General features: G+C 68.2%; 16 protein-coding genes and 2 tRNA genes. 10 read left to right on the top strand and 8 right to left on the bottom strand.

All coding sequences use genetic code 11. The annotated features are described in order from the left end of the window. Positions 1-124 precede the first annotated feature (124 nt). Together NM203_RS19280 and NM203_RS19275 are read left to right on the top strand one after the other, a co-directional pair. Positions 125-199, top strand: a tRNA-Gln gene (locus NM203_RS19280). Between the two features lie 61 nt (positions 200-260). Then, positions 261-336 (top strand) — tRNA-Glu (locus NM203_RS19275). Between the two features lie 18 nt (positions 337-354). Here the strand turns inward: NM203_RS19275 and NM203_RS19270 are convergent. From NM203_RS19270 to NM203_RS19260, 3 genes are all read right to left on the bottom strand, one after another. Further along, positions 355-3,018: a helix-turn-helix transcriptional regulator gene (locus NM203_RS19270; RefSeq protein ID WP_255061817.1), complete on the bottom strand. Its 2,664-nt coding sequence runs from the start codon at positions 3,016-3,018 to the stop codon at positions 355-357. A 55-nt stretch (positions 3,019-3,073) separates the two neighbouring features. Further along, on the bottom strand, positions 3,074-3,589 hold the full coding sequence (locus NM203_RS19265; protein ID WP_255061814.1) for a DUF4333 domain-containing protein: 516 nt from the start codon (positions 3,587-3,589) through the stop codon (positions 3,074-3,076). 61 nt (positions 3,590-3,650) lie between these two features. Further along, on the bottom strand, positions 3,651-4,352 hold the full coding sequence (locus NM203_RS19260) for an IclR family transcriptional regulator (protein WP_255061806.1): 702 nt from the start codon (positions 4,350-4,352) through the stop codon (positions 3,651-3,653). Positions 4,353-4,439: 87 nt separating this feature from the next. Here NM203_RS19260 and leuC point away from each other — a divergent pair, with 87 nt between their 5' ends. The 3 genes from leuC (at position 4,440) to NM203_RS19245 (ending at position 7,334) form a co-directional block, all read left to right on the top strand. Beyond that, the gene (gene leuC, locus NM203_RS19255; protein ID WP_255061805.1) at positions 4,440-5,879 is read left to right on the top strand and encodes a 3-isopropylmalate dehydratase large subunit; all 1,440 of its coding nucleotides are present in this window, start codon (positions 4,440-4,442) and stop codon (positions 5,877-5,879) included. Between the two features lie 8 nt (positions 5,880-5,887). Next, positions 5,888-6,481 (top strand): 3-isopropylmalate dehydratase small subunit, encoded by a 594-nt coding sequence (gene leuD, locus NM203_RS19250; RefSeq protein WP_255061804.1) that lies wholly within the window; start codon positions 5,888-5,890, stop codon positions 6,479-6,481. Between the two features lie 202 nt (positions 6,482-6,683). Then, entirely contained in the window at positions 6,684-7,334 is a 651-nt protein-coding gene (locus NM203_RS19245; RefSeq protein WP_255061803.1) for an HU family DNA-binding protein, read from the top strand. A 79-nt stretch (positions 7,335-7,413) separates the two neighbouring features. Here NM203_RS19245 and mutT1 read toward each other — a convergent pair whose 3' ends face one another. From mutT1 to cofC, 3 genes are read right to left on the bottom strand one after another with little or no spacing between them, the layout of a single operon-like run. After that, the gene (gene mutT1 / locus NM203_RS19240; RefSeq protein WP_255061801.1) at positions 7,414-8,337 is read right to left on the bottom strand and encodes an 8-oxo-(d)GTP phosphatase MutT1; all 924 of its coding nucleotides are present in this window, start codon (positions 8,335-8,337) and stop codon (positions 7,414-7,416) included. Positions 8,338-8,384: 47 nt separating this feature from the next. Next, the gene (locus NM203_RS19235; protein WP_408633378.1) at positions 8,385-10,547 is read right to left on the bottom strand and encodes an RNA degradosome polyphosphate kinase; all 2,163 of its coding nucleotides are present in this window, start codon (positions 10,545-10,547) and stop codon (positions 8,385-8,387) included. A gap of 48 nt (positions 10,548-10,595) precedes the next feature. Then, positions 10,596-11,276: a 2-phospho-L-lactate guanylyltransferase gene (cofC, locus tag NM203_RS19230; protein WP_255061799.1), complete on the bottom strand. Its 681-nt coding sequence runs from the start codon at positions 11,274-11,276 to the stop codon at positions 10,596-10,598. A 44-nt stretch (positions 11,277-11,320) separates the two neighbouring features. Here cofC and NM203_RS19225 point away from each other — a divergent pair, with 44 nt between their 5' ends. The 3 genes from NM203_RS19225 to NM203_RS19215 are packed head-to-tail and all read left to right on the top strand — an operon-like array spanning position 11,321 to position 14,555. Beyond that, positions 11,321-12,319 carry an NAD(P)H-dependent glycerol-3-phosphate dehydrogenase gene (locus tag NM203_RS19225; protein WP_255061795.1) on the top strand — a complete coding sequence of 333 codons (999 nt, stop codon included), beginning with the start codon at positions 11,321-11,323 and terminating at the stop codon, positions 12,317-12,319. A gap of 4 nt (positions 12,320-12,323) precedes the next feature. Continuing rightward, positions 12,324-13,439 (top strand): cystathionine gamma-lyase, encoded by a 1,116-nt coding sequence (locus NM203_RS19220; RefSeq protein WP_255061793.1) that lies wholly within the window; start codon positions 12,324-12,326, stop codon positions 13,437-13,439. A 12-nt stretch (positions 13,440-13,451) separates the two neighbouring features. Next, positions 13,452-14,555 (top strand): D-alanine--D-alanine ligase family protein, encoded by a 1,104-nt coding sequence (locus NM203_RS19215; protein WP_255061792.1) that lies wholly within the window; start codon positions 13,452-13,454, stop codon positions 14,553-14,555. Here the strand turns inward: NM203_RS19215 and NM203_RS19210 are convergent. Beyond that, the gene (locus NM203_RS19210) at positions 14,552-15,094 is read right to left on the bottom strand and encodes a DUF3515 domain-containing protein (protein WP_255061790.1); all 543 of its coding nucleotides are present in this window, start codon (positions 15,092-15,094) and stop codon (positions 14,552-14,554) included. The genes NM203_RS19215 and NM203_RS19210 overlap by 4 nt on opposite strands. 89 nt (positions 15,095-15,183) lie before the next feature. On the opposite strand from NM203_RS19210, the gene NM203_RS19205 reads away from it, so the two are divergent. Both NM203_RS19205 and NM203_RS19200 read left to right on the top strand, forming a co-directional pair. Further along, positions 15,184-16,140: a thiamine-phosphate kinase gene (locus tag NM203_RS19205; protein ID WP_255061788.1), complete on the top strand. Its 957-nt coding sequence runs from the start codon at positions 15,184-15,186 to the stop codon at positions 16,138-16,140. A gap of 26 nt (positions 16,141-16,166) precedes the next feature. After that, complete coding sequence (locus tag NM203_RS19200; protein ID WP_255061786.1) at positions 16,167-16,850, top strand: uracil-DNA glycosylase; 684 nt, start codon at positions 16,167-16,169, stop codon at positions 16,848-16,850. Positions 16,851-16,865: 15 nt separating this feature from the next. Here NM203_RS19200 and rpmB read toward each other — a convergent pair whose 3' ends face one another. Then, complete coding sequence (gene rpmB / locus NM203_RS19195) at positions 16,866-17,060, bottom strand: 50S ribosomal protein L28 (RefSeq protein WP_255061784.1); 195 nt, start codon at positions 17,058-17,060, stop codon at positions 16,866-16,868. Positions 17,061-17,281 lie beyond the last annotated feature (221 nt).

The following is a 17,281-nucleotide window of genomic DNA, read 5'->3' as shown; positions in this document are numbered from 1 at the left end:
GGGTGAGAATCGGCGCCCGAAATCTTTGGTAGTCTGCTCGTCGGCCCGAGAACAGCGCGCAGCAGTGGCAACCGCAACGACTGAGCTCGGGAACAGCCTGTGACCAGCGGTGATGGGCGAACTTTGGGGTATGGTGTAATTGGCAACACAGCGGTTTCTGGTACCGCCATTCTAGGTTCGAGTCCTGGTACCCCAGCCAACTGACACTGTTTTGGTCAGCATTCCGCTCTGAGCTATGCTGGCCGACGCAGAAAGTTCTAGCCCCCGTCGTCTAGCGGCCTAGGACGCCGCCCTCTCACGGCGGTAGCGTGGGTTCGAATCCCATCGGGGGTACCAGTGTTGTTGAGCGAACGGCTACCGGGAGTGCCGGTGGTCGTCGAGAAGAACCCGGCGTGCGGCCTCGGTCCGTGAAGCCACTCCGAGCTTCCGGTAGACGTTGTAAAGGTGGTTGGCCACCGTCTTGCCGCTGACGTTCAGGCTTTTCGCGATCTGCTTATTGGTCAAACCCTCTGCGACCCGGTTGAGGACGCGGCGTTCCGATTCGGTCAGGCCACTGAGGCCCACCGGATCTCGGGTGGACAACCTGGCGGCCCACGGCGTGGCCCCAAGTCTCCGAAAGGTATGCAGCGCTTCCCGTCGCGCTTCCTCGCGGCCGTTGTGAGTCGGATCCAACGTTGATATCGACATGAACACCCTGGCTCGGTCAAAGCGGTCGAACTCCGGGTGGAAGATCATCGCCGCTTCTTTCAGCTGAGCCAGGGCGGCAGCCGGATCACTGTCCGCCATGATGCACGCGCGCGCCCGGCACGCCGTCGCCTTGGTCCATCGAGTCGATCCCGGACGCGTGGCGACGTGGACGAGGTGGCCGACGAGCGGTTCGGCCTCGGCGTGCCTGCCCGCCTCCACGTACGCGTCGACCAGATCGGCGTGCCAGCGGGCGAGTTGTGGCGCGAGCAATGCCGTGGCCTGCTCGAAAGCCCAGCATTCGGCAAGGTAACCCACGGCGTCGTCGATCCGCTTCGCGCTCAGCGCCACCAACCCCGCGTTCGCTAGCAGGAAATAGCGTGCGCCGAAAGTGGACTGGCTGTCGGAGATGTCGAATCCCAGGCTGAGGTCCGCTTCCGATTCGACGTCGTCACCACGGATCGCGTGAACGCGTGCGCGTAACGCCAACCAGAACGGCGCGAACGCCCGCTGACCGGTTGCCAGGCTGAGCGCGATAGCCTCATCGAGGCACGCCATCGCCTCATCGAAACGTGAAGCGCGTACGTGTGTTTCGCCCAACGCCCCGAATGTCATGGCAAGCGAGGTCCGGGCGCCTTCGCCTCGCGACATCGCTATCAGCTCGAGCAACGCGGCAGCCGCACCCTCGTAGTCCTCGGCGATCGACAGCACTCGTCCGATGTGCAGGCCGAGCATGGGATCCTGCTGCACGGCGGCCGCCATGTCCAGATCCGCTAGCAGGCCGTTGGATCGATCCCGTACGCCATCCTCATTCAGCGCGCTCCTGGCGTGGGCGAGGACCACCTTCGCGATCGCGGACTCGGTTGAGTCGGGCTTGCTGTTCTCGACGGCGAGTTCCGCGCTGTCGGCGATTTGGGTGACCAGTCCCAGCATGCCGAGAGGGACCGCCATCCGTGCGTGTACGACTCCCGACTCGGAGGGACCGGCGGTTGCCGCGCACTGCACAAGGCGCTGCCACGCTCTGGCCGGTGCGCCGTCGAGCGCTTCCAGCGTGGCGAGGGTGACGGTGGCGGCGATGTGCAGATCCCTCGCCGAGGGGTCGCCGAGGACCGCCTCGAGTCGGTGCCGTGCTGCCGGGGCCACGCCCGCTGCGGCAAGCAACTCGGCCGCCTCCATGCGAAGTCGAGCTCTGCGGGAGTCGTTGCCAGTGAGCTCGACCGCACGATCGAGCATGCGCGCAGCCGCATCCGTGCCTCCCCGCAAGCGGAGCAGCCGTGCGGCGTCGACGATCTCGTCCACCAGGCGGTCGTCGGGTCCGACCGCAGCATGCGCGCGATGAGCGAGCCGGACCTCGGCGGTGAGTGAGGGCGCTGCTGCGAGCTCCAGATTGAGCTGGCGCAGCCGTTGGAGGGGCATCGGGTGGAGGACGGCCGCACGCAGCAGCGGGTGGCGAAGCGTCAGTCGCCCGGCGCTCACGTTCGCCAGTCCGGATTCCTCGAGAACCGCGAGCGCACCGTCGGCAGTGGTCGGGCGCAGTGCCTTCAGGATCGCCCAGGACCCGTCGGCCGACACCGCCGCAAGCTCCAACAGGTCCCTGGCCGAGGTCCCCGGTTGAGGCAGCTCCCTGGTGAACACCGTGCGAAGATCACCGACTATCGGAATGTCGTCGGGGAGCAGGTGTGCACCTGAGAGTTGTTCTGAAGAAAGCGATTTCGGCAAGTACGTCAACGCGAGCGGATTTCCATCGGCCAGAGTAAGTAGTCGTTCGACGACGGGCTCGGCGATGGGGGCTGTGGTAGCACCGTTGAGTACTTCTCGCGCTGCCGCAGGTTCCAGGCGGTCCAGCTCGCAGAGGTCGAAGCCTTCTGAGAATGCGAGCGCCGCTGACACCCGGCGGCCGGTCACCACCACCAGGACGCCACCCAAGAGGGCCTGCCTCAGCGCCAGGTTCAGCGCCGTTCGGCTCGACGGATCCGCATCGTGGATATCGTCGATCAACAGGGCCATCGCATCCGAATGCTCCAGCCGGTGTCGAAGGATCGCGGCAGCCTTCAGGGGATCAACCTCGAGGCCGATGTCGTCCTCGGTATCGCCAACCGACAGGGCGGCGACGAGTTCGGCCGCCGTCGCCATGGGTGTCCCGAGATCACCGCCGTGGCAGGAAATGATGCGCGCGGCGCCACCCACGTGATCAGCCAGCCAGGACAACGTAGTCGTCTTTCCGACCCCCGGATCTCCGAGCAACACGATGACCCGGCCGCGACCATGTCGGGCTTGCAGCCACCAGTTCGCGAGCCGGTGGCCCAACTCCGTTCGACCCGCAAGTTGCACCATTCATCGGAAGGCTATCGCAGGCGGGCCTTCCGATGGCGGCGTGATTCGCCCGTCGCTAGTCGACGATCTCCCACTCGTCCTCGCTGTCGGGCCCGCCCGCGGTCAACCTGACGGTCCGGGTGTCGCCGCGTCGATCGGCCGCAGAGCACTCGAAAGACTCGCCATCGGGAACCACCTTGAGCCCTTCGCCGCAGTCAACGGTGACGTCGAAGCCGTACTCCGCGGACACGTCACGCGTCAAGGAGCGTCCGGTGGTTTCGAGGTCGAACAGGGTGTCGATGGTTTGGAACGACACGTTGTCTCCGTCCTCGACCGTGACCTCCACGCGGACCTTCTGGTTCTCCACGCCGGCTTCACAGAGAAACACGTCGCCGGTCTTCGGACGGTCCTGCTGGCGCGGGCATTCGACTCCGGAGACCTCTTGGGTGATCGCCGAGTACTGGGAGTTGAGTTCGTCGGCGATGCCGTTCTCGAGTTTCTCGTAGTCCGGCCCGCCGGCGGAGAACGAGAAGGAACAGCTTGCCAGCACGGGTGCCAGTACCAATGCGGGAGATGATCTGAAAGCAGCCACGCGTCAACGCTATGGCCTACCGTCTTTCGTTTCCATGGGAAGAATTACTCATTCTCGCTCCTCAGAGCCTGCGCGCGAGGGCGTCCGCGGCTGCCAGCAGATCAGCCGCCCAGCGCGCGCCGGGACGCCGGCCCATCCGGTCGATCGGACCCGAGACGGACACCGCAGCGATCACGGCGCCGCGTCCGTCGCGCACGGGCGCGGAGATGCTCGCCACACCCGGTTCACGTTCGGCGGCGCTCTGCGCCCAGCCGCGCTTGCGCACCTCGGCGAGCGTGCGATCGGTGAACTTGGCGCCTGGCAGCACGGCCTGCTGGGTGGCGGCGTCGCTGTAGGCCAGCAGCACCTTGGCGCCGGAGCCCGCGGTCATCGGCAGGCGGGTTCCCACGGGCACGGTGTCGCGCAGTCCCGCCGGCGGTTCCAGCGAGGCGACGCACACGCGCGAGGTGCCCTCCCGTCGATACAGTTGCACGCTCTCACCGGTGATCTCGCGCAGCCGGGGCAGCACCGTGGCGCCCGCGATCAGCAGGGGATCGTTGACGTGCCCGGCCAGTTCGGTGAGGGCGGGCCCGAGGCGCCAGCGGCCGTCCGCTTCCCGCGCCAGCAGGCGGTGCACCTCGAGGCCCGCGGCCAGGCGATGGGCCGTCGCTCGTGGAAGTCCGGTGCGCTCGCACAGTTCGGCCAGGCCGCACGGGGACTCCGCCACCGTGTGAAGCACACCCACCGCTTTGTCGAGGACGCCGATGCCGCTATCCTGTCTCACAGGGAGATACTAGCGTCCCGAATAGTGGGATGGCTAGCCCGAACGTCCGCGACAGCCCCGCGGAGCGCCCGAAGGAATGAACAACTCATGACGAACAAGCCACTCACGATGGCCGAGAAGGTCTGGGCCGACCACGTCGTCTCGCACGGCGCCGGTGAAGGCGAGGCCCGTGAACCGGATCTCATCTACATCGATCTGCACCTCGTCCACGAGGTCACCAGCCCGCAGGCCTTCGACGGCCTGCGGCTTGCGGGCCGCCCCGTGCGCCGGCCCGATCTCACGATCGCCACCGAGGACCACAACGTGCCGACGGTCGACATCGACAAACCGATCGCCGATCCCGTGTCACGCACTCAGGTGGAGACGCTGCGTCGCAACTGCGAGGAGTTCGGCATCCGGTTGCATCCCATGGGCGATGTCGAGCAGGGCATCGTGCACATCATCGGACCGCAACTCGGCCTCACCCAGCCGGGGACCACGGTGGTGTGCGGAGACAGCCACACGTCGACCCACGGCGCATTCGGCGCCATCGCGATGGGCATCGGCACGTCGGAGGTCGAACACGTCCTCGCGACGCAGACGCTGCCGCTGCGGCCGTTCAAGACCATGGCCGTGAACGTCGACGGCGTGCTGCCGGACGGAGTCAGCGCCAAGGACGTCATCCTCGCCGTCATCGCCAAGATCGGGACGGGCGGCGGGCAGGGGTACGTCATCGAATACCGCGGCAGTGCCATCGAATCCCTGTCGATGGAGGGTCGCATGACGATCTGCAACATGAGCATCGAAGCCGGGGCGCGGGCCGGCATGGTCGCGCCGGACGAGACCACCTTCGAGTTCCTGAAGGGACGCCCGCACGCCCCGCAGGGCGCCGACTGGGACGCCGCGGTCGACGCGTGGAGCCGGTTGCGCACCGATGACGGAGCCGAATTCGACACCGAGGTCCACCTCGACGCGGCCACGTTGAGCCCCTTCGTCACCTGGGGCACGAATCCAGGGCAGGGTGTCCCGCTCGGCGGTTCGGTTCCCGACCCCGAGTTGATGTTCGACGAGGGCGAGCGACAGGCCGCCGAGAAGGCGTTGGCCTACATGGACTTATCAGCGGGCCAGCCGATGCGCGAGGTGAGGGTCGACACGGTGTTCGTCGGATCGTGCACGAACGGGCGGATCGAGGATCTGCGCGTGGTCGCCGACATCCTGCGCGGCCGTAGGGTCGCCGAGGGCATGCGGATGCTGGTGGTGCCCGGCTCGATGCGGGTGCGCGCGCAGGCTGAAGCGGAAGGGCTCGGCGACGTCTTCACCGCCGCCGGCGCCGAGTGGCGGCAGGCGGGCTGCTCGATGTGTCTGGGCATGAATCCGGATCAGCTCGCCCCCGGCGAGCGCTGCGCGTCGACGTCGAACCGGAATTTCGAAGGCCGCCAGGGCAAGGGCGGACGCACGCACCTGGTCTCGCCCGCCGTCGCCGCCGCCACCGCGGTGCGCGGCACCCTGTCCAGCCCGGCCGATCTGGCCCCGGCAGCGAATCACTAGGAGTACTCATGGAAGCCTTCGACACCCACACGGGAATCGGTGTCCCGCTGCGCCGGTCGAATGTCGACACCGACCAGATCATTCCGGCCGTCTATCTGAAGCGGGTCACCCGAACGGGTTTCGAGGACGGCCTCTTCGCCGCCTGGCGCAACGATCCGTCCTTCGTCCTGAACCTGCCGCCGTTCGACAGGGGCTCGGTTCTGGTCGCCGGCCCCGATTTCGGCACCGGCTCGTCACGCGAGCACGCGGTCTGGGCGCTCATGGATTTCGGATTCCGGGTCGTCATCTCGTCCCGCTTCGCCGACATCTTCCGGGGCAACGCGGGCAAGGCCGGCCTCCTGGCGGCCCAAGTTCGACAAGATGACGTCGAATTGTTGTGGAAGCTCATCGAGCAGTCCCCTGGACTGGAAATCACTGTGAATCTGAAGGATCGGAACCTCACCGCCGGAACGGTGGTGCTGCCGTTCACGATTGACGACTACACCGCGTGGCGACTGCTCGAGGGTCTCGACGATATAGGCCTTACGCTGCGGAAACAGGATGACATCACCGCCTTCGAGAAGCGTCGGCCGAGCTGGAAACCGCGGACTCTGCCCGCCTGAGCGGACCCGTCCGAGACCGAAAAACCGCCCCAGCAACGCGGTTCTAGGACTCCCGTACCACACCCTGTGTGGGGCAACCTGATTGCCGATTTCACCCCTAGCTACGCCTGAATTCCGGCGTGGCTCTTGGAAATCAGCAGCGTAAAGGTTTACCGTGTCCACTAGTCGGTCCAAAGAGGACCACTGGTTTCGGAGGTTTTGCATGAATAAGGCAGAGCTCATTGACGTCCTCACGGACAAATTGGGCACTGATCGTCGCCAGGCGACGGCGGCTGTTGAGAACGTCGTCGACACCATCGTGCGTGCGGTCCACAAGGGTGACAGCGTCACCATCACCGGCTTCGGCGTCTTCGAGCAGCGCAAGCGCGCTGCCCGTGTCGCCCGCAACCCGCGCACCGGTGAGACGGTCAAGGTGAAGCCCACGTCCGTCCCGGCGTTCCGTCCGGGCGCTCAGTTCAAGGCGGTTGTGTCTGGCGCACAGCGTCTCCCGGCGGAAGGACCTGCAGTGAAGCGTGGAGCAACGGCGGCGCCTGCTCGTAAGGCTGCCGCGAAGAAGGCCCCGGCCAAGAAGGCCGCGGTCAAGAAGGCCGCGCCCGCTAAGAAGGCCGCGCCCGCGAAGAAGGCTCCGGCCAAGAAGGCCGCAGTCAAGAAGGCCGCGCCCGCTAAGAAGGCCGCGCCTGCCAAGAAGGCTCCGGCGAAGAAGGCTCCGGTCAAGAAGGCCGCAGTGAAGAAGGCCGCGCCCGCTAAGAAGGCCGCGCCTGCCAAGAAGGCTCCGGTCAAGAAGGCGGCCACCAAGGCGCCCGCCAAGAAGGCTCCGGCCAAGAAGGCTCCGGCCAAGAAGGGCCGTCGCTAACGACAGCACCGGAATCAGTTCCGGTACGCAGACGCGCCGTGGATCCCAGTGGATCCACGGCGCGTTCGTCTGTGAGGCCTCAGCCGTCGGCGGCCAGGGGGCTGCCGATGTGGTCGGCGGCCACCAGCTTTCCGCCGCTCAGCGACAGCACCCACGTACTGCCCTTGCGGTTGCGCGATTTGTCCGGCCGCACCCCGTCCCGGTCACACCACCAGGCGATGAGTTCGGGGATGACCTTGCCCTGCGTGCAGATCACCGGCGTGGCATGACTGTTCGCACTGAGCTTCGCGATATCGAGCACCCGGTGCCGCGCCGACCGCTTGTCATCGGCGAACGCCTCCTCGGTCAGCGTCGGCTCATCGGTGATCTCGACCCCGAGTTCCTCGGCGAGCGGTCCGACGGTCTGATGACAGCGCACCCGCGGGGCGGCGTACACCGTGGTCGCACCGAAAGCCAGCAGCTGGCCCACGAGCGATTCGGCCTGCGCGCGTCCGTGCTTGTCCAGCGGTCGTTTCCGGTCGTCGCCCTTGTACCGTGACTTCCTGCCCGCCGTCCCGTGCCGCACGATCAACACGGTGCTGGTGTCGGCGGGAACCTTCGCGAAGCGCCGGATGATCTTCCGGTCATCCGGGTACTGAAGGCGTTTGATCGCCTGCTTGACCGTGAGCCACTCCAGCTCGTCGACTTCGGAGTTGGCGGTGAACTCCCCGCCGAGCGTGCGCGCCGCCCAGTAGACCACCCGCTTCGTGTGATCGCCGACCGGATAGCTCACCGCCGCGAGCCGGCGGCCGAGCTCGCACGCGTAGCCGGTCTCCTCTTCGACTTCACGTACGGCCGTGACGGGTTGGGTCTCGCCGGGATCCACCTTGCCCTTGGGCAGCGACCAGTCGTCGTAGCGCGGCCGATGCACCACCGCCACCAGCGAGTCGGCTGACCCCGGCTCCACGGGGCGCCACAGGACCGTCCCGGCAGCGAATATCGCATCGGGAGCTTGCTTCGGCACCTCAACTCCTGCAGGTCATTCGGGCAGGATTCCCATCAAACGCCCGATCACGGATGCCGATGACTCTCCATCAACGACACCTGGTGGTCGCGCACCTTGTGGCCTTCCTGGGGTGACGCCGTCCAGTAACCGTCGGGACCGAGTTCCCAGCAGCGGGTCGCGGGATCGAGGGCGGACTCGAACACGTCGTTGAGCTGTTCGGTCAGCCTGCGATCCTTGACCTGCGCCATGACCTCGACCCGGCGATCGAGATTACGATGCATCATGTCGGCACTGCCGATCCAGAACTCGTTGGTTGCGCGAAAGTGAATTATTCGCGAGTGCTCGAGGAAGCGGCCGAGGATGGACCGCACGGTGATGTTCTCGGAGACGCCGGGCACACCGGGCCGCAGCGCGCAGATCCCGCGCACCACCACGTCGACGGGGACCCCGGCCTGCGATGCCCGGTACAGCGCGTCGATCACCTGCTCGTCCACCAGTGCGTTGGCCTTCATGCGGATTCCGGCTTCGGCGCCGTCGCGCTTGGCCGCGATCTCGCGATCGATCCGCTCGATGATGCCCTTGCGCACGCCGTGCGGAGCGACGAGCAGGTTGCGGTAGGACACCTTGCGGGAGTAGCCCGTTAGCGAGTTGAACAGGTCGGTGAGGTCGGCACCGATGTCGGGCGACGCCGTCAGCAGCCCCACGTCCTCGTACAGCCGGGAGGTTTTGGGGTTGTAGTTGCCGGTCCCGATGTGGCAGTAGCGGCGGATCGTCGAACCCTCACGCCGGACGACCAGACACGTCTTGCAGTGGGTCTTCAGCCCGATGAGCCCGTAGACGACGTGGACTCCCGCCTGCTCCAGTGCGCGGGCCCACTTGATGTTGGCCTGTTCGTCGAAGCGGGCCTTGATCTCGACCAGGGCCACCACCTGCTTGCCGGCCTCGGCGGCGTCGATCAGGGCGCTGACGATCGGCGAGTCACCGGAGGTCCGGTAGAGCGTCTGCTTGATGGCCAACACGTTCGGATCGGCGGCGGCCTGCTCGATGAAGCGCTGCACCGTCGTGGAGAACGAGTCGTACGGATGGTGCACCAGCACGTCGCCATCGCGCAGATGCGCGAAAATGCTCTTCGGCGTTTCCCGTTCGCCGAACGCGGGCGGCGTCGCGGGTACGAACGTCGGGTCCTTCAGGGCCGGCCGGTCGACGCCGTAGATCTGCCAGAGCGACGACAGGTCGAGCAGGCCCGGCACTTCGATGACGTCGCCGGGATCGACGTCCAGTTCGTTCTGCAGCAACTCGAGCGTGTTCTCGGTCATGTCGTCGGCGACTTCGAGGCGGACCGGGGAACCGAAGCGCCGCCGGGCCAATTCGCGTTCGAGTGCCTTCAGGAGGTCCTCGTCGCGATCCTCCTCGACCTCCATGTCCGCGTTGCGGGTGATGCGGAACGCGTGGTGTTCGACGATCTCGAGGCCGGGGAACAGCACGCCGAGGAACGCGGCGATGAGTTCCTCCATCGGTAGGAATCGCACCCTGGTGTCGTCGTCGCGGGGCTTCAACTCGACGAACCTGTCGACGTTGTCCGGCACCTTGATACGGGCGAAGTGCTGTGTGCCGTCGTCGGGTTGGCGGACGGTGATGGCGAGGTTGAGGCTCAGCCCGCTCACGAACGGGAACGGGTGCGCCGGATCCACGGCGAGCGGTGTCAGCACCGGGAAGACCTGCTCGTGGAACAACGTCGACAGGCGACCCCGTTCGTCCTCGTCCAGTTCGCCCCAGGTGACGATGACTATGCCCTGCTCGGCGAGAGCCGGCCGGACGAGTTCGCCGAACACCGTCGCGTGGCGCGTCGCGATCTGCTGCGTGCGCTCACCGATGCGGCGCAACTGCTCGCGCGGCGAGAGGCCGTCGGCGGACCGCACCGACAGGCCCATCTCGTCGCGCCGTTTCAGACCCGCGACGCGGACCATGTAGAACTCATCGAGATTCGACGCGAAGATCGCGAGGAACTTGGCGCGCTCCAGCAGCGGCAGTGACGGGTCCGCGGCCAGGGCGAGGACGCGGGCGTTGAAGTCCAGCCAGCTCAGCTCGCGATTGAGATAGCGGTCCTCGGGCAGGGCTTCGGGCAGCGCCGGGTCGACCGCATCCGCCGTCGCGGCGGGCGGCGCCTCGGGTGCGGAGTCGGACGCCACCCATTCGGAATCGGTCGGTCGGGTGTCGGCTTCAGTCACGGTTCCGATCATCCCCCATCGACGGTGCCGTGGGCTAGGCAACCGCCATCACGCGTGGAAGTCCGGGATCTCCATGTCCGCGACGGTGCGCTTGGTGGTGGTCCCGACGCCCAGGCGCAGTGCCGCCGCGAGGTCATCGGGGGTGTCGATGTCGCAGCGCAGCCCCGGCCAGCTGCCGGTCAGGGCCACCGCTCCCGAATCGGCATGCCGCACAGCCGAATCGGTGCCGAAGCTCGCGTCCAACGCGGTGCCGAACGCGAACAGCGCCGCGGTACCGGTGCCGTGCCGATCGCCGACGAAGCTGCGCGGATGGGCCCGCGCCGCCGATACCGCCTGAGCGAGTTCGCGTGCCTGCAGCGCAGGCAGATCGCCCTGCAGCACCGCGACGTTCGGGCCCGAGGCGCGCACGCTCGACTCGGCTCGGCGCAACGCCTCGTTCAGCGGATCGGGATGCCCGGCGGGGGTCTGGTCGACGAGCACCGCCGCCCCGTGTGCGCGGGCGGCGTCGGCCGCTCGGGGATCCGGCGTCACGACGGTGATGCTGCTAACCGCGGGCACGGCCTGGGCCGCGATGACGGTGTCGACGAGCATCGCGAGCACCAGGTCCTCCCTGGCGCCGGGTTCCGTCGAGGTGAAGAGCGGAGCGAGTCGGGTCTTCGCCGCACCGAGGCGTTTGACCGCGATGATCAGGCCGACGGTCGGGCGTCCGCCGGCGGAGGTGCCGCTCATGACTGCCATCCTGCCAGTTGCGGCTGCCAGGCTAGATTTGAACGGTGGTAGAGGCGGCGGTCATGGGTGCGGGCGCGTGGGGCACCGCGTTGGCGAAGGTGCTCGCGGACGCGGGCAACACCGTCACGCTGTGGACCCGACGGGCGGAGTTGGCGGACGAGATCAACGAGACGCACCGCAATTGCAACTACCTCGGCGACGTGGAACTTCCCGAATCGATCCGCGCGACGTCCGACGCCGCCGCCGCACTGGACGGCGCCTGCACCGTGCTTCTCGCCGTGCCGTCGCAGAAACTGCGCGGCAACCTCGAGCAGTGGCGGCCGGATATCGGTCCGGACGCCACTCTGGTGAGCGTCGCCAAGGGCATCGAACTGAACACGCTGATGCGGATGAGCCAGGTCATCATCCAGGTCACGGGGGCCGATCCGGCCCGCGTCGCGGTGGTCACCGGTCCGAATCTCGCCAGCGAGGTCGCCGTCCGGCAACCCGCGGCGACCGTCGTCGCGTGTTCCGACTCGGGTCGGGCGGTGGCGCTGCAGCGGGCGTTCTCGACACCGTACTTCCGGCCCTACACGAACGCCGACGTGATCGGCGCCGAGGTGGGCGGAGCGTGCAAGAACGTCATCGCGCTCGCCTGCGGGATGGCCGTCGGCATGGGGTTGGGGGAGAACACCAGGGCGGCGATCATCACCCGCGGACTCGCGGAGATCATGCGACTCGGTATCGCGCTGGGGGCCAAGGGCGCGACGCTGGCCGGCCTGGCGGGGGTCGGCGACCTCGTTGCCACGTGCACGTCGGCGCATTCCCGCAACCGGTCGTTCGGAGAGCGTCTCGGACTGGGCGGCACCATGGACTCCGCGATGGCCGCTGCCAGTGGGCACGTCGCCGAGGGCGTCACGTCGTGTCAGTCGGTGCTCGCGCTCGCGAACTCCTATGACGTCGAGATGCCGTTGACCGAGGCGGTTTACCGGGTGTGCCACAAGGGCTCGTCGGCTATCGAGGCGATGGCGTCGCTGCTGGGACGCAGCACCAAACCGGAGTGATGTGATGGACGGCCAGTACGGCGATTCGACCCGCAGTGTGACGGCATCTGCGACGCTCGGTATCGCGGGGGCGCCGGTGTCGACGCCACCGGTGCCCGCATCGGCGTACCACCTCTCCGCCGACGAATCCGCACCGCAGGACGTCTACGGCCGCAGTTCGAATCCGACGTGGCGGCACCTGGAGTCGGCGCTCGCCACGCTCGAGGGTGCGACGGCGGCGCTGTCCTTCTCGTCGGGCATGGCCGCGATCACCTCGGTACTGCGGGTGCTCGCCACGCCGGGTAAGCGGCTGGTGGTGCCCGCGGACGGCTACTACCAGGTCCGCGCCTACGCGTTGGAAAGCCTTGTGCCGCAAGGAGTCGAGGTCGTCACCGCATCCGCGTCGGAGATGTGCGATGCCGCCGAGCACGCCGACGTGGTGTTGGCGGAGACGCCCGTCAACCCGACACTGGACGTGGTCGACCTGCATCGGCTGGCGCTCACCTGCAGGTCGCGCGGCGCCACGCTCGTCGTCGACAACACCACCCCCACTCCCTTTGGGCAGCAACCTCTTTCGCTCGGTGCCGATCTCGTCGTCGCAAGCGCCACCAAGGCACTCGCCGGTCACGGCGACGTCCTCGCGGGCTACGCGGCGGGTTGCCACGCCGATCTGATGGCGGCCGTCGAACGCGAACGGCTGCTGTCCGGCGCGATTCTGGGACCGTTCGAAGCCTGGCTGGTGTTGCGCAGCCTCGGCAGCGCCGGGCTCCGGTTCGAGCGGCAGTGTCACAACGCGCTCGCGGTCGCGGTGATGCTCCGCGCGCACCCCGCCGTGCGGTCGGTGCGGTATCCGGGGCTGCCCGAGGACCCGTCGCACGAAGTCGCCAGCCGTCAGATGCGGCGCTTCGGCGGGCTGGTGTCGATCGAACTCGCCGACGCGGCCGCCGTCCACGACCTCGCGTCGCGCAGTGCGTTGCTGGTGGCCGCGACCAGCTTCGGCGGCATCCACTCGTCGGTGGACCGGCGGGCGCGCTGGGGCGATCCGGTGAGTGATGGATTCGCCCGGCTCTCGCTCGGCATCGAGGACACCGACGACCTGGTCGCGGATATCGACCACGCCCTGCAGAGGGCATCAAGGTAGCCTCTTAAGACTGTGACCGCCCGCAAGCGCGTCGCCGTCGTCTACGGTGGCCGCAGCTCCGAACACGCTATTTCGTGCGTTTCCGCTGGCAGCATCCTGCGCAATCTCGACCCCGAGCAGTTCGAGGTCGTCGCGGTGGGGATCACGCCCGAGGGGTCGTGGGTGCTCACCGACGGCCGTCCTGAGGCGTTGGCCATCACCGACGGCAAGCTGCCCGGCGTCACCGGCGCCTCGGGGTCCGCGCTCACCCTCACTGCCGACCCGGCCCACCGCGGCGAACTCCTGTCGATCGGTGAGGGCGCGGGCCGGATCCTCGGTTCGGTGGACGTGGTTTTCCCGGTGCTGCACGGGCCCTACGGCGAGGACGGCACCATCCAGGGCCTTCTCGAACTCGCGGGCGTGCCGTACGTCGGGGCGGGGGTACTGGCCAGCGCGGCGGGGATGGACAAGGAGTTCACCAAGAAGCTGCTCGTCTCGGACGGACTGCCCGTCGGCCCGTACGTCGTGCTCCGGCCGAACGACGACACGCTGTCGCTCGAGAACAGGGAGCGACTGGGGCTGCCCGTCTTCGTGAAGCCCGCGCGCGGCGGCTCGTCGATCGGCGTGAGCCGGGTGGCCGCGTGGGATGAACTCGACGCCGCGATCGAGTACGCCCGCAGGCACGACCCCAAGGTGATCGTCGAAGCGGCCGTGCCCGGACGCGAAATCGAGTGCGGCGTACTGGAATTCCCCGATGGCAGGGTTGAGGCCAGCACGCTGGGCGAGATCCGGGTGGCGGGGGTGCGGGGTCGCGAGGACGGTTTCTACGACTTCGCGACCAAGTACCTCGAAGACGCCGCCGAACTCGACGTCCCCGCCAAGGTCGACGACGAGATCGCAGTGGCGGTGCGGCAACTGGCCATCCGAGCGTTTCGCGCCATCGACTGCCAGGGCCTGGCGCGTGTCGACTTCTTCCTCAACGACGACGGTGCGACAGTGAACGAGATCAACACCATGCCGGGTTTCACCACCATCTCGATGTATCCGCGGATGTGGGCGGCCAGCGGCGTCGACTACCCGACGCTGCTCGCGACGATGGTCGAAACGGCGCTCGCGCGGGGCACCGGCCTGCGCTAGCGCGGCGGCCCGGTCTCGACCGGCCGTGCGGGCATGGTGTCCGAAATCGCCTTGGTGACCGACTGAATCGGGATCGACCCGGATCCATCGGGCAGGGTGAGCGCGACGTAGACCGGCCGGTCGACCGCGATCCACGTGGTGCGCCCGGTGTCGGCGATGCGGAACCACGCCACGTCGTTGACCATCTGCACCGGAGTGCCCGCGACGAAGTCGACCGGGCGATCGAGGCCGCAGCGCAGAATCACCGCGTCACCGCCGTCAGCCGGCCGCCACGCCGCCGCGCCGGCGGGTGCCGGATTCGCGAGGTCGGCCCGCTGGTAGTCGCCCAACTCGGCGGGGAGCGCGGCCAGCAGCGCCCTGCACTCGTCGCTCTCCGCCTGCGGGGCCGGGATCGCGACGACCGCGACGGGACTCGGGGGCGGTGCGTCACGACTGAGCGCCGCCACGACCAGGACGCCGATGACGGCCAGGCCGGCGACGGCGATCGCTGCGAGCACGACTGCGCGGGGCGGGCCGTCACGTTCCTCCGGGATGGTCACCCTGGCGACTTTAAGACCCGTCGGCGATCGGGCACACAAGGGTCCGGGTGATCCCGGCCTGCCTAGACTCCGCAGGGGAAGGAGGTGCCATGTCGGAGCGGGAATCGACCGAGAGTCTGGCCGATCTCGGCGAGTTCGCCGTCATCGACAGGCTGGTGGCCGACCGCGAGCAACCCCCGGCAGTGGAACTCGGACCCGGCGACGACGCGGCCGTGCTGCGGGCACCCGACGGGCGCACCGTGGTGACGACCGACATGCTCGTCGAAGGGCGGCACTTCCGGTTGGACTGGTCGTCACCTGGTGACGTGGGGCGAAAGGCGATCGCGGCGAACGCCGCCGACATCGAGGCGATGGGGGCCGTGCCGACGGCGTTCGTCGTCGCCTTCGGTGCGCCCGAGGACACGGCGGCCGCCGATGCCGTCGCACTGTCCGACGGGATGTGGGCGGAGGCGCGCACCGTCGCCGCGGGCGTTGCGGGTGGCGATCTCGTCAGCGCACCGCAGTGGGTGATCTCGGTGACCGCGCTCGGGGATCTGCAGGGGCGCGAACCGGTGACGCTCGACGGCGCGCAGCCGGGTGACACCGTTGCGGTCGCCGGTGAGCTCGGCCGGTCGGCAGCGGGATACGCGGTGCTGCTCAGCGGCGTCGACGGCTTCGACGACCTGCGTCGCAGGCACCTGGTGCCCCGGCCGCCCTACGGCCAGGGACGTGCCGCCGCAACCGCGGGCGCGACGTCGATGACCGACGTCTCCGACGGACTGATCGCCGATCTCGGTCACATCGCCACGGCGTCCGGCGTCGGTATCGACCTGTCGTGGCAGGCGCTGCGCCCCGATCGCGACGCGCTGGCGGCGGTAGCCGACGCGCTGCGAACGGATCCGTGGGCGTGGGTCCTCGCCGGCGGCGAGGATCATCCGCTCGTCGCGACGTTCCCCGGCCCGCTGCCCGACGGCTGGCGGGCGATCGGCCGCGTGCTCGACGGGCCGCCGAGGGTGCTGCTCGAAGGGGAGCAGTGGCACGGGGACACGGGGTGGCGGTCGTACTGAGCGTCGGCACGATAGGTTGACCGATCGTGACCGCACGCCCGCTGAACGAACTCGTCGACGAAGGTTGGGCGCGTGCTCTCGCGCCGGTGGAGGACCAGGTGGCCCGGATGGGCGAGTTCCTGCGCGCCGAGTTGGCGTCGGGTGGAAGCTACCTGCCAGCCGGTCGGAATGTGCTGCGCGCCTTCACGTTTCCCTTCGACGACGTACGCGTGCTGATCGTCGGCCAGGATCCGTATCCGACGCCGGGGCACGCGGTCGGCCTGAGCTTCTCCGTCGCACCCGATGTGCGCCCGCTACCGCGCAGCCTCGACAACATCTTCAAGGAGTACGCCAGCGATCTCGGCCATCCGGCGCCGAGCACCGGTGATCTGACTCCGTGGTCGCAGCAGGGCGTGATGCTCCTCAACCGAGTGCTCACGGTGCGGCCGGGAACTCCCGCCTCACATCGCGGAAAGGGCTGGGAGGCGATCACCGAATGCGCCATCCGCGCGCTGGCCGCGCGGAACACGCCGCTGGTGGCCGTGCTGTGGGGACGCGACGCGGGCACGCTGAAGCCCATGCTCACCGGGGAGCACTGCACGACGATCGAATCGGTCCACCCGTCGCCGCTGTCGGCGTCGCGCGGATTCTTCGGGTCGCGGCCGTTCAGCCGCGCCAACGAACTGCTGGCCGGGCTCGGAGCCGAGCCCATCGACTGGCGGCTGCCCTAGGGGGCCGCGGGCCGATCAGCCGCGCGAGACCTTGCCCGCCTTGATGCAGGACGTGCAGGCGTTGACGCGCTTCTTGTTGCCGCCGGGGCGGTCGGTGGCGCGCACCGTCTGGATGTTCGGATCCCAGCGACGGCTGGTCCGGCGATGGGAGTGGGAGACCTGCTTGCCGAAGCCAGGTCCCTTTCCGCAGATATCGCAGACGGCAGCCATGTGGAACTCCTCGATCGGTAACTTTGGGGGTCCGGATCGCGCACCGTGACGCGCACGGCTCGACCCGACAACCCGATCAGACTACCGGGAGTGTCCAGCTATCGCCAAAACGGCGTCCACCACTGTGTATGCCTCAACGCCTGTCAGCCTGGCTCGCTAGGCTTGCGTGGCACGTCGGGACCAGAGGGCGAGCGCAGCGACGGGGGACAATCCGGTTGGAG

The sequence above is a fragment of the Mycolicibacterium arenosum genome, assembly GCF_024320865.1.
Lineage (GTDB): Bacteria > Actinomycetota > Actinomycetes > Mycobacteriales > Mycobacteriaceae > Mycobacterium > Mycobacterium arenosum.
The sequence above is the reverse complement of the archived record's forward strand: the minus strand, read 5'-3'. Positions and strand labels throughout refer to the sequence as shown.